This is a genomic window from Leifsonia aquatica (genome assembly GCF_014190775.1).
GTDB lineage: Bacteria > Actinomycetota > Actinomycetes > Actinomycetales > Microbacteriaceae > Leifsonia > Leifsonia aquatica.
Window position 1 is genome coordinate 378,730 of the sequence record NZ_JACHVP010000003.1, and the last position, 11,977, is coordinate 390,706.

Annotated in this window: 12 protein-coding genes; 3 read left to right on the top strand and 9 right to left on the bottom strand. The window is 70.9% G+C overall.

Annotation, left to right across the window (positions count from 1 at the left end; all coding sequences use genetic code 11):
- Positions 1-20: 20 nt before the first annotated feature.
- From FHX33_RS15110 to FHX33_RS15140, 7 genes are all read right to left on the bottom strand, one after another.
- The gene (locus FHX33_RS15110) at positions 21-881 is read right to left on the bottom strand and encodes an alpha/beta fold hydrolase (RefSeq protein ID WP_183428681.1); all 861 of its coding nucleotides are present in this window, start codon (positions 879-881) and stop codon (positions 21-23) included.
- On the bottom strand, positions 878-2,545 hold the full coding sequence (locus tag FHX33_RS15115) for an ABC transporter ATP-binding protein (protein ID WP_021758240.1): 1,668 nt from the start codon (positions 2,543-2,545) through the stop codon (positions 878-880). The genes FHX33_RS15110 and FHX33_RS15115 overlap by 4 nt, the downstream gene beginning before the upstream one ends.
- Positions 2,542-3,510 (bottom strand): ABC transporter permease, encoded by a 969-nt coding sequence (locus FHX33_RS15120; protein ID WP_021758241.1) that lies wholly within the window; start codon positions 3,508-3,510, stop codon positions 2,542-2,544. The genes FHX33_RS15115 and FHX33_RS15120 overlap by 4 nt, the downstream gene beginning before the upstream one ends.
- Positions 3,507-4,487, bottom strand: coding sequence for an ABC transporter permease (locus FHX33_RS15125; protein ID WP_021758242.1), 981 nt, complete (start codon positions 4,485-4,487; stop codon positions 3,507-3,509). The genes FHX33_RS15120 and FHX33_RS15125 overlap by 4 nt, the downstream gene beginning before the upstream one ends.
- A gap of 3 nt (positions 4,488-4,490) precedes the next feature.
- A complete protein-coding gene (locus FHX33_RS15130) occupies positions 4,491-6,104 on the bottom strand; it encodes an ABC transporter substrate-binding protein (RefSeq protein WP_021758243.1) in 1,614 nt (537 codons plus the stop codon).
- 156 nt (positions 6,105-6,260) lie between these two features.
- Positions 6,261-7,358 (bottom strand): LacI family DNA-binding transcriptional regulator, encoded by a 1,098-nt coding sequence (locus tag FHX33_RS15135; RefSeq protein WP_179700159.1) that lies wholly within the window; start codon positions 7,356-7,358, stop codon positions 6,261-6,263.
- Positions 7,359-7,467: 109 nt separating this feature from the next.
- Positions 7,468-7,695: a three-helix bundle dimerization domain-containing protein gene (locus FHX33_RS15140; RefSeq protein WP_039923557.1), complete on the bottom strand. Its 228-nt coding sequence runs from the start codon at positions 7,693-7,695 to the stop codon at positions 7,468-7,470.
- A gap of 58 nt (positions 7,696-7,753) precedes the next feature.
- Here FHX33_RS15140 and FHX33_RS15145 point away from each other — a divergent pair, with 58 nt between their 5' ends.
- Together FHX33_RS15145 and FHX33_RS15150 are read left to right on the top strand one after the other, a co-directional pair.
- Positions 7,754-8,452 carry a PhzF family phenazine biosynthesis protein gene (locus FHX33_RS15145; protein ID WP_021764773.1) on the top strand — a complete coding sequence of 233 codons (699 nt, stop codon included), beginning with the start codon at positions 7,754-7,756 and terminating at the stop codon, positions 8,450-8,452.
- Complete coding sequence (locus FHX33_RS15150) at positions 8,449-9,354, top strand: Vgb family protein (protein WP_021764772.1); 906 nt, start codon at positions 8,449-8,451, stop codon at positions 9,352-9,354. Before FHX33_RS15145 ends, FHX33_RS15150 begins: the two co-directional genes overlap by 4 nt.
- Before the next feature lie 55 nt (positions 9,355-9,409).
- Here the strand turns inward: FHX33_RS15150 and FHX33_RS15155 are convergent, their stop codons facing one another.
- Together FHX33_RS15155 and FHX33_RS15160 are read right to left on the bottom strand one after the other, a co-directional pair.
- A complete protein-coding gene (locus FHX33_RS15155) occupies positions 9,410-10,903 on the bottom strand; it encodes a catalase (RefSeq protein WP_183428682.1) in 1,494 nt (497 codons plus the stop codon).
- Positions 10,904-10,915: 12 nt separating this feature from the next.
- Positions 10,916-11,362, bottom strand: a complete 447-nt coding sequence (locus FHX33_RS15160) for a Fur family transcriptional regulator (protein ID WP_021759423.1) — start codon at positions 11,360-11,362, stop codon at positions 10,916-10,918.
- 105 nt (positions 11,363-11,467) lie between these two features.
- Here FHX33_RS15160 and FHX33_RS15165 point away from each other — a divergent pair, with 105 nt between their 5' ends.
- On the top strand, positions 11,468-11,968 hold the full coding sequence (locus FHX33_RS15165) for a DUF4190 domain-containing protein (RefSeq protein ID WP_155828976.1): 501 nt from the start codon (positions 11,468-11,470) through the stop codon (positions 11,966-11,968).
- Positions 11,969-11,977: the final 9 nt, after the last annotated feature.

Below are 11,977 nucleotides of genomic sequence, written 5' to 3' on the forward strand. Positions count from 1 at the left end.
GGATGGGGAGGTTCGGGAGGTCAGGGGCCGGGCGCGGCGAGGAACCCGTCGAGGGCGTCGAGGGTCGCCTCCGGCGCCTCGAGCTGCGGCGAGTGCGCGCCGCCCGGAATCACGGCGTACCGCGCGCCGAGGCGCTCGGCCATGTCGCGCTGGGAGGCGATCGGCCACTTGTCGTCGTGCTCGCCGTGCGTCACGAGCACCGGGACGCCGGTCGCGCGCAGCTCGCCGGTCGTGTCCTCCTCGGAGCGGAGGATCTCGGCGCCGGCGAGGAGGTTGTCGCTCGACGTGTGCACCGCCCGCAGCCGCAGGAACGCCAGCTCGGGCTCCAGCGCGTCGTCGGCGAGGCCGCGGGTGTGCGGGTTGTCCCGGTACCAGAGCCCGATCGAGCCGGCCTCGGCGACCGTGTCGGTCGTCTCCTGGTGGCGTCCGGGCCAGCCGTGCGGGCCGGAGCACAGCATCGTCAGCGAGGCGAACGACGCGGGGGAGGCGACGACCGCCGCCCGCGCGACGACCCCGCCGAAGCTGTGGCCGACGAGGTGCACCGGCGAGCCCCCGCCCACGAGCCCGGCGACCTCCACCGCGTCCGCGGCGAATGCGTCGAGCGTGTACGCCTCGACCCCCGCGGGAGCGGCGGAGTCGGCCTGGCCGCGCTGGCTGTACGCCCACGCGTCCCAGCCGCGCGCGGCGAGCAGCGGGAGGAATACGCGGAAGTCCTCCTTCGACCCGGTGAAGCCGGGGACGATCAGCACCGTGCCCCGGCTGTCGCCGGCCGGCGCCGCGTGGAACGCCGTCAGCGTCCCGACCCGCGCCGGGAGGCCGACGACGTCGACCCCCGGCGGCACGGGCAGCGCACCGAACGGCGGCAGCGGAGCGAAGGTCACGCGAGCGCCTCCCGGGTCTTCGCCGGGTTGGGCACGGCATCGAGCAGCGCGATCGTGTACGGGTCGGTGGGATGGCGCAGCACGTCGGCGGTCCGCCCGCGCTCGACCACGCGGCCGCTGTTCAGCACCATGATGTCGTCGGTGACGAGCCGGGCCGAGAGCAGGTCGTGCGTGATGTAGAGCAGCGAGACGCCCCAGCGCTCGCGCAGCTCCTCGAGCAGCGCGAGCACGCCGGCGCGCAGCGTCACGTCGAGCATCGAGACCGGTTCGTCCGCGATCAGCACCTGCGGATCGCTGGCGAGCGCGCGGGCGATCACGACGCGCTGCCGCTGCCCGCCCGAGAGCTGGTGCGGCAGCTTCTGCGCGAACTGCTCCACGGGCGTCAGGCCCACCGTCTCCAGTAGCTCGAGCACCCGGCGACGGGCGTCCTTGCCGCGGAGACCGGTGTAGTTGACCACCGGCCGGGTGAGCGCGTACTCCACGGTGTGCAGCGGGTTGAGCGCCGCGTACGGGTCCTGGAAGACCATCTGCGCGTTCTTGTGGAGCTGGTGGATGCCGCGTCGCCCGAGCGACGCCACGTCGGTGTCGCCGAAGCGGACGGTGCCCGAGGTCGGCGCCTCCACTCCCGTGAGGAGCTTCGCGATCGTCGACTTGCCCGATCCGGACGCGCCCACGAGGGCGAGCGACTGGCCCGGCTCGAGCGTGAAGGTCACGTCGTCGACGGCCGTCACCGGGCTCTCGCCGCGGCGCGGGGCCGGGTAGACCTTGCTGACGCCCTCGACCGTGATCGCGGAGCTGGCTGCGCGGCCCTCCCGCTGCTGCACGTCCGAGGTGCGGGCCGAGCGGTCCGCCGGCAGACCCGGCAGCTCGACGACCTCGCCGCGCGGGTCGGCGTAGTGGCTCAGCAGCATCTGGGTGTACTCGTGCTGCGGGCGCTCCAGGATGTCGCGGCTGGTGGCGTCCTCCACGATGCGCCCGTCGTGCATGACGAGCACGCGCTGCGTGGCCTCCAGCACGACGCCGAGGTCGTGGCTGATGAGCACGGCCGTGAAGCCCTCCGACGCCTGCAGCTCGGTGATGGTGTCCATGATCGCGTGCTGCACCAGCACGTCGAGCGCCGTGGTCGGCTCGTCGAACACCATCAGGCGCGGTTCGAGCGACAGCGCGAGCGCGATCGAGACGCGCTGGCGCATGCCGCCGGACAGCTCGCCGGGGAAGCGCGCGAGCACCTGCTCCGGGAGGCCGACCTTGCCGACGAGCTCGCGCATCCGGTCGTCCCAGCGGCTGCGCTCGACGTGCCCGTGGGCGCGGAAGATGTCGGCGAAGTGCTTGCGGATGGTGCGCACCGGGTTCAGCGCGTTCATGCCGGACTGCAGCACCATGGCGAAGCCGCCCTGGCGCTGGCGGCGCAGAGACTCGTCGTCGAGCTCGCGGATGTCGTGCCCGTCGAAGCGGATGCTGCCGCCGTTGGTGCGCGCCGGCGGCTTCTGCAGCCGGCTGAGCGCGAAGCCGAGCGTCGACTTGCCCGACCCGGACTCGCCGACCAGGCCGACGAACTCGCCGGCGCCGATGTCGAACGACACGTGGTCGACCGCCTGCACCGGGACCTGCCCGGCCGACTCGTAGACGACGGAGAGGTCGCGGACCTCCAGCAGTGCGGTCATCGCTCGCTTCCTTCCTCGGTGCGGGCTGAAGGCGCGGTCCGGGTGGCCTTGGCCGACCCCTCCCGCAGGCGCGGGTTGCTGATCGCATCCACGCCGAAGTTGATCAGGGTCAGGCTCATCGCCAGCAGGGCGATGCACAGACCCGGGGCGAACAGGAGGATCCACTGGCCGGTCAGCAGGGCGTTCGAGTTCTGCGCCCAGTAGAGGATGGTGCCCCAGCTGACGATCGACGAGTCGCCGAGCCCGAGGAACTCCAGGCCCGCCTCGGCGAGGATCGCGGCGGTCGCGGCGCCGAAGAACGAGCCCGCGATGAGCGAGGTCATGTTCGGCAGGATCTCGTGGAACACCACGCGGAACGAGCTGTCGCCCGAGAACCGTGCGGCGGTCACGAAGTCGCGCGACCGGAGGGACTGCGTCTGGCTGCGCAGCACGCGCGCGCCCCACGCCCATCCCGTGATCACGATGACCGCGATGATCATCGCCAGGCCGCCGTTCTGCAGGTAGGCGGCGATCACGATCATCAGCGGGAGGCCCGGGATGACCAGGAACAGGTTGACGATGAAGTTGACCACCTCGGCGCCGAACCCGCGGATGTAGCCCCAGCTGAGGCCGATCAGCACGGCGACCAGGGTGGACAGCGCTCCGGCGATGAAACCGACGGTGACGCTGATCCGGGTGCCGTAGATGAGCTGGCTGAGCACGTCCTCGCCGGCGGCGGTGGTGCCGAACCAGTGCGCCCAGCTGGCGTCCGTGTTGCGCGGGAAGCCGTCCTGGGTGGCGCCGTACGGCGCGAGCCACGGGGCGAAGATCGCGACGAGCACGAACAGGCCGAGGATGATCAGGCCGAGGCGCGACTTCCAGTTGGCCCAGAGGGTCGCGAACGCCCGGCCGATGAAGGCCAGCCGGTGCGGCGGGCGCGCCACCTCTTCGGTGCTGATGGACTTGAAACTCTGCGTTGTGGTCATCGGCGGGTCCTTGGGTCGAGTACGCCGTACAGGATGTCGACGAGGAAGTTGGCGACGAGAACGCTCACCGTGATGAGCAGGAAGAGCGCCTGCATCAGCGGGTAGTCCTGCCCGATCACCGCGTTGAAGAGCAGGAAGCCGATGCCGGGATAGCCGAACACCTGCTCCACGAGGATGGAGCCGCCGACCACGCCGCCGAGCGCGAGCCCGAACCCGGTGAGGTTCGGCAGGATCGCGTTGCGCGCCGCGTACTTCATCGCGACGGTGCGGCCCTTGAGGCCGTTCGCCTGCGCGAACGTCACGTAGTCGTCGCCGAGGGTGTTGATCATCGCGTTGCGCATCCCGAGGATCCAGCCGCCGACCGAGGTGATGAGGATCGTCACCGCCGGGAGCACCGCGTGGTACGCCGCGTCAACGATGAAGTCCCAGCTGAACATCGGCGTGGCCGTCGGGCCGTAGGCGCCCGAGGTCGGGAACCAGTGGAGCACGTAACCCAGGAAGAACAGCAGGAGCAGCGCGGTCCAGAAGTACGGGAACGTGCTGGCGAAGGTGCCGGTCAGGGTGGGCAGGGAGTCGAGCCAGGTGTTGCGGCGCCAGGCGGCGAGCACGCCGGTCAGCGTGCCCAGCACGAACGCCACGATGGTGACGATGCCGACCAGCATGATCGTGTACGGGAACGCCTGGCCGATCAGCTCGCCGACGCTCTGCGGATAGAACGTGTACGAGACGCCGAAGTCGAACGTGACCACCTGGTGCAGGTAGCTCACGTACTGGTCCCAGAGGTTGCCGCCCGGCACGCCGAGCTGCGCCTCGATCGCGTCGCGGGTGGCCTGGGTGACCGGGCCGTTCTGCGACAGCTTCGCGATGGCGGCGTCGGTCGGGGAGCCCGGCATCAGCCGGGGCAGGAGGAAGTTCAGCGTGATCGCGGCCCACAGGGTGAGCACGAACAGGCCGAGTTTGCGAAGGGCGTACTTCACGGCCTATTCACCGTCCTTCCGGAGCTTGAGATGCGTGAACACGAGCAGCGGGGTCTGGTCGTACGTCTGCGGCGGCGCGTACGGGTCGTCCGCGTCGGGCCAGCCCGTGAACTTCGCGTCGTTGTAGAGACCCCACAGGCCGCCGTAGTACATGGAGATCACCGGGAGGTCGTCGTAGACGATCCGCTGCAGCTGGTGGCTGAGCTCGAGGCGCTTGGCCGGGTCGACCGTCGTCTTGTACTCGGCGAGGAGCTTGTCCGCCTCCGGGTTCGTGTAGCGGCCGAAGTTGCTCGCGGTCGCCTTGCCGATCGGGGTGGCGAACTCGCTGGACAGCGTCGCGTTGAACGCCTGGAAGACGACGCCGGCACCCATGCCGCCCATGGCGACCTGGAAGTCGCCGTTCTGGATGGCCTGCTGGTACCCCGGCGGCTGCGGCTGCTTGATCTGCACGTCGATGCCGAGGGCCGTCAGCTCCTTGCGCACCTCCTGGACCGCGCGCAGCCAGTCGGTGTAGCCGTTGGCGGTCGTGATGGAGAACGAGAACTGCTTGCCGTCGGGCCCGACGAGCTTGCCGCCCTGCTGGGTGTAGCCGGCCGCGGCGAAGGCGGCGAGGGCGCCCGCGGTGTCCTGCTTGATGAGGCCGCCGTCGGGGATGCTCGGGTCGAGCTCCTTCTCCTGGTTCGGGAGGATGAGGCCGGTCTGGCCGGCGGGTTTCATGTAGCCCTCGGTGGCCGAGTCGGCGATCTTGTCGCGGTCCAGCGCGAGCGCGATGCCCCGGCGCACGTTGATGTCGTTGAAGGGCGCGACCGTGAAGTTCGGCATCAGGCCGATGATGCCCCCCGGCGGGAACCAGTACTTGTTGTTCGGGTTCGCATCGACCCACGTGCCCTGCACGTCGCTCATGAAGGCGTACGCCCAGTCGAATCCCTTGGTGGCGATGTCGAGCTCGTTGGTCGCGGCGGGGAGCACGAGGTGCTTCACCTCGACCTTGTCGGCCTGCCAGTAGTCCTCGTACTTGTCCATCGTGTACTGCTGCGAGGTGAAGCTCGCGAGGGTGTACGGGCCGGTGCCGACCGGGTTCGGGTCGCGCCAGGTGTCCGGGCTCTTCTGGTCCTTCCAGATGTGCTCCGGAACGATCAGCGTCTGCGAGATGATGTCCTGCGCGGGGGCGTCGTCCTCCTTGAGGTGGATGACGAGGTGGTCGCCCTTCGTCTCGAGGGAGGCGATGTGCTGCCACGCGCCCTTGAGGTCGAGCGTCGGGAACTTCTTGATGAGGTTCAGGGTGAAGACGACGTCATCGACGGTGAACGGCTTGCCGTCGGACCACGTCACGCCGTCGCGGATCGTGTAGTCGATGGTGCGGGCGTCGGGCTGCGCGACCTTCGAGGCCAGCCACGGCGTCCCGGTGCCGTCGAGCACGTTGATGACGACGAGCGGCTCGTAGATGTACGACGAGGCCGCGCGCTTGTTCACCAGGTACGGGTTGAAGTTGCGCTCCATCATCGGAGTGCCCTTGTCTGCAGCCAGGAGCATCGTGTCCGCCGGGATGGACGGGTCCTGCTTGCTCTGGATCTTGATGCTGCAGCCGGAGAGCGCGAGGGCTGCGGCTGCGATCACGGCGAGCGCTCCGAGTCTCCGTCGGCGTCGCCCACCAGGGGGTCGTGAGTGCGTCATTGCCACCTTCTCTAGGTCGTTGCCCTCTGACTGTATGCGCATACATTTTCTTTTTCAACCCCGCGCGCCTGAAGCGCCCGCGCTGTGCGCGGCAGCCGGCTACGCGGGCTCGGAGGACTCGCGGAGGTAGACCCGCACCGGGAGGCGCACGGATGCGGCCGGTCGCTCCGGGTCCGTGAGGCGGCGCACGAGGGTCTGCACGGCCGCACGGCCCACCTCCTCCATCGGCTGCTCGACCGTCGTCAGGCGCGGGGTCGAGAGCCGGCCCGCGTCGATCCCGTCGAAGCCGGTCACGATGAGCTCGCCCGGCACGTCCACCCCGCCGATGCGGGCCGCGTCGATCACGCCGAGGGCCATCTGGTCGTTCGCGCACACGACGGCGCGGGGCAGACGGTCGCGCGAGACCAGCTCGCGGCCCGCGCGCCGACCGCCTTCGCGGGTGAACTCGCCGCGGTGGTCCGGGGCGTCCGGCGCCGGGAGTCCGCGCTCGGTCAGCGCCTCGCGGAACCCCTGCCAGCGCTCGTCGTCGTCGGGGGAGCCGATGCTGCCGGCGACGTAGGCGAGCTCGTGCACGCCGAGGTCGTCGATCAGGTGGCCGACGAGCGCGCGCATCCCCTCGGCGTTGCTCACCGAGACGTGGTCGACCTCGTCGCCGTGGCGACGGCCCGCCATCACGACCACCGGCAGCCTCCGGGCGAGGCGGCCGATCTCGTCCTCCGGCACGCTCCCGGCGAGCACGATGATCCCGTCGACGCGTCCGGCCATGTCGACGAACGTCTCGTGGGCCGTCGCCCCGCGGCCGACACCGACCATCAAGACGAAGCCGGAGCGCCAGGCCTCCACCTCGCTGCCGCGCAGCACCTCGTCGAAGTACAGGTCTCCGCCGCGGGTGTCGACGGAGCCGCCGACGTCGCGGACGATCGTCGCCGCGCCGTCGTCGCCCTCGTCGAGGCGACGGCCGGCGTCGGCATCCATCGCGTCGAGACCGGGGAAGAACAGGCCGATCACGCCGGTGCGCCGGGCGGCCAGACCGCGCGCGGCGCCACTCGGCACGTAGCCGAGCGCGTCCACCGAGGCGAGCACGCGCTCGCGCGTCGCCTCCTTGACCGTGTCCGGCTGCCGGAACACCCGGGAGACCGTGGCGATCGAGACGCCGGCGTGCGTGGCGACGTCGTAGACGGTCGGGACTCGGGTCATCGGTGGAGGCTCCTGGAGGTCGGGCACACCCATGATAGGCGCGTGCTCGTGCGCATCCGGGCGGTGGGCCGCGCGGCGGCGCGGCCGATCGCCTGGCCCGGGGCCTGATTCAGGCGGAGGCCCCGCCCGACTCCGATGCGAGCTGCCGCTTGACGTCGTGCTCCACGAGCACCGGCACGAAGTCGCGCACCGGTGCGCCGGAGAACTCCTCGTGGCGCTCCTTGACGAGCTCCTCGATGCGGTCCTTCGGGATGTGGGGGAACCGCTCCGACAGGCGGGTGGCGGCGTGCTCGACAGCGACGAGTTCTTCGTCAGGGCTCTGATCGTGACCGGTCATGCACGCATTATGCGCCTCGGGGGTGAACCGTGGCTGGATCATCTGTCAGGCTGGGGTCATGGACGAGTCGATCGAGGTAGTGGTTGTCCGCGTGTTCACCGACGAGCGCGGAGCGAACGGCAACGAACTGGGGATCGTGCGCAGTTCGCCGGAGACGGCGCAGCGCGAGCAGGCGATCGCCACGGCGCTCGGCTTCAGCGAGACGGTCTTCCTCGACGCGGTCGACGAGGGCGCACGCGCGGCCGACCTGCGGATCTTCACGCCGGCCCGCGAGCTCCCGTTTGCCGGTCACCCGAGCGTGGGCACCGCGTGGTGGCTGGCCGACCGCCGCACCCCGGTCGACGTGCTGCGCGAGAAGGCGGGGGATGTCGCGGTCTCGGTCGACGAGGATCAGGACACCGCGTGGATCACCGCACGCGCCGAGTGGGCCCCGGACTTCACCTGGCTGCCCCTCCAGTCGCCGGAGGACGTCGACGCGCTCGACCCCACCGCGTTCACGAGCGGCCACCACTACGCCTACGCCTGGATCGACGAGGCCGAGGGCCGCCTCCGGGCGCGGATGTTCGCGCCCGACATGGGCATCGTCGAAGACGAGGCGACCGGCGCCGCCGCCGTCTCGATCACCGCGAAGCTGGGGCGCGCGCTGCGCATCTCGCAGGGTGAGGGATCCGAGCTGACGACGGAGCCGCTGGCCGACGGGCTCATCCGCGTCGGCGGCCGCACCGTGTACGACCGCACCATCGACGTCACCCTGTGACCGCGCGGGACGACCTCGGCGGCGACGTCCGCGTCCTCCCCGTCGGCGAGCCCGGCGAGGGGCCGTACGCGGTCGCCGCGACCGAGGATGGCGCCGTCTGGTTCACGCTCGTGCACGGCGGCCGGGTGGGGCGCAGGGACGCGGACGGCTCGCTGACGTACCTCGCGTTCGGCGACGGTGCGCAGCCCTCCGGGATCGCCGCGGCCACCGAGTCCACGGTCTGGATCGCCGACACCACCGGCGACCGGCTGGTGCTCGTCGGCCCCGGCCCTCGCATCCTCTCGGAGATCGCGGTTCCGACCGCGGGTTCGCAGCCCTTCGGGGTCGTGGCGCTCGACGACGGGACCGCCTGGTTCACCGAGCTGGGCGGCAACGCCCTCGGCCGGGTGGGCATCCTCGGCGGCGTGGACGAGTTCCCCGTGACGCCGGCGGATGCCATGGTCTCGATGATCGCCGCGTCGGGAGACTCGATCTGGTTCTCGATGAACGCCGCGGACGCGCTGGGCCACGTGCGGGGCGGGGATGCGGCGATCGCCGTCACGGACCTCCCCGCGGGTTCCGGGCCGGTCGGCATCGCGGTGGCCGAGGACGGCGCGGTCTGGTCGGCGCTCATCCGCGCCGATGCGCTCGCGCGGGTCGCGAAGGACGGCACGGTCCGAGTGATCGACCTCGACACCGGCGCCAAGCCGCACGCCGTCGCAGCGGATCGCGATGGCGGGGTCTGGGCGAGCCTGTGGGGCGCGAACGCGCTGGCCCACGCGTCTGCGGCGGGCGAGGTCAGCCTCCACCCGCTCCCGGGCGACGTCTCCGAACCGCACGGCCTGGCCGTCGCGCCCGACGGCACGGTCTGGACCGCCCTCGAGTCCGGCGCCCTGGTCTCTCTGCACACTCCCGGGAGGTGAGTCGTTGCGGGTCACGGAGGCCCGTGACCCGCAACGACTCACGCTTCGCGGGGAGTTACTCTCCGACGCCCACGAACTCGGCGGCCTGGTCCGCGTCCTCCGTGGGGGAGGCCAGACGGGCGCGGAGCGCCAGGCCGAGGCCCGCGTCCACGTTCGTCCAGTACTGGATGGCGCGCTCGCGGATGTCGTCGCGCTTCACGCCGCCGACGGCTCCCGCGATCGTGTCGAGGAAGCGCGCGCGGGCGTCGTCGTCGAACACCTCGCGGTAGAGCGTGCCCGGCTGGCCGAAGTCGTCGTCCTCGGCGTGCAGCGTGGCGGCGGCGCGGACGAGCGCGCCGTCCGACTCCCACGAGCCCTCGCCGGCGCGCGCGGCGTCGGCGGTCGGGCCGCCGAACGAGTTCGGCGCGTACACCGGGGCGTCGGCCGGCTTGAACTCGTGGCGGGCGGCACCGTCCTGCGAGTAGTTGTGCACGGGCGCGACCGGGCGGTTGACCGGCAGCTCGTTGTAGTTGGTGCCGACGCGGTAGCGCTGCGCGTCCGGGTACGAGAAGACGCGCGCCATCAGCATCTTGTCCGGGCTGATGTCGATGCCCGGGACGGTGTTGGCGGGGGAGAAGGCGGCCTGCTCGATCTGCGCGAAGAAGTTCTCCGGGTTCTCGTTGAGCGTGTGCACGCCGACCTCGATCAGCGGGTAGTCCGCGTGCGGCCACACCTTGGTGAGGTCGAACGGGTTGAACCGGTAGGTCTTCGCGTCCTCGTACGGCATGACCTGCACGGAGACCTTCCACGCCGGGAACTCGCCGCGCTCGATGGCCTCGTAGAGGTCGCGGCGGTAGTAGTCCGCGTCGGCGCCGGCGATGGCCTCCGCCTCGGCGCCCGCCATCTCCTCGTTGCCCTGCAGGGCCTCGAAGTGGTACTTGACCCAGAAGCGCTCGCCCGCGGCGTTGATCCACTGGTAGGTGTGCGAGCCGAAGCCGGGCATGTGGCGCCAGGAGCGGGGGATGCCGCGATCACCCATCAGGTACGTGACCTGGTGCGCCGACTCGGGGGAGAGGGTCCAGAAGTCCCACTGCATGTCGGCGTCGCGCAGGCCGGAGCCCGGCAGGCGCTTCTGCGAGTGGATGAAGTCGGGGAACTTGATGCCGTCGCGGATGAAGAACACCGGGGTGTTGTTGCCGACGATGTCGTAGTTGCCCTCGGTCGTGTAGAACTTCACCGAGAAGCCGCGCACGTCGCGCCAGGTGTCGGGGGAGCCCTGCTCGCCGGCGACCGACGAGAAGCGCTGAACGGTGCGGGTGCTGGTGCCCGGCTGGAAGACCGCGGCCTTCGTGTACGCCGAGACGTCACCGGTGACGACGAACTCGCCGAACGCACCGCCGCCCTTCGCGTGCACGATCCGCTCCGGGATGCGCTCCCGGTTGAACTGCGCGAGCTTCTCGACGAGGTAGCGGTCGTGCAGCGCGGTGACGCCGTCGGCTCCCGCGGTCAGCGAGTGCGCGTCGCTGCCGACCGGGGTTCCGGTCTGGGTGGTCGTGTTGTTGTCGGTCATGGTTCTCCTTACCTATCCGGTGTGCGTCGCGGGATCGTCCGCGCGCTCCTGACAGGACGGGCACAGTCCCCAGAACGTCACCTCGGCGGTGTTCACCGTGAATCCCGACGCATCGCCGGGGTGCAGGCAGGGGGCGTGCCCCACGACGCAGTCGACGTCGGCCACGGCGCCGCACGAGGTGCAGACGACGTGATGGTGGTTGTCACCGGTGCGGCGCTCGTACCGCGCGGGGGACCCCGCCGGTTCGATGCGCCGCAGCAGCCCGACGGCCGTGAGGTCGCCGAGCACGTTGTGCACGTTCTGGATCGACGTGCCGGGCAGAGCGGGAAGCACCGCGCGGAACACCGAGTCGGCGTCCGCGTGCGGCAGCCGGGTCAGCGCGTCGAGGACGGCGAGCCGCCCCTGCGTGACGCGCAACCCGCCGGCGCGCAGTGCGCCTTCGAGCTGTGCCGTGTCCATCCTCCGACCGTAGCGGCTTGTTTTGAATAGATCAAAACAATGCGTGCATTCGGGCGCGTCGATGCACGGATGGGATACGGTGTGCGGGACGACCGGGAGGATCGGATGACGGACCAGCCGCAGGCGCCCCAGGGGCAGAACCAGGGTCAGCCTCAGCCCCCGCAGCAGCCGCAGTACCCGCCGCTGCCGCAGGGATACCAGCAACCGGCCTACCCGACGCAGCCTCCGGCCCCGTACCAGCAGCCCGGCTACTACCCTCAGCCCAACTACAACCAGCAGCCCGCTCCCTACCAGCAGCCCGGCTACGTCCAGGCGTACGGCGTCGCCGTCTACCCGGTCGTCCCGCCGCAGCCCAAGGGTCTCTCGGTCACCTCGATGGTCCTCGGCCTCGTCTCGCTCGTCGCGGGGTTCACCTTCGTCGTCCCGCTCATCGGCCTCATCCTCGGGATCCTCGGCGTGCGCCGGGAGCCGGCCGGTCGCGGGATGGCGATCGCCGGCATCATCATCAGCGCGTTGATCCTGCTGGTCTGGGTGGTCATCATCGGCCTCATCGTGTTCGCCGGGATCGTCGCGGCGGGCAGCGCCGCGACGTACCGCTCGGCGTGACGCCTGGCG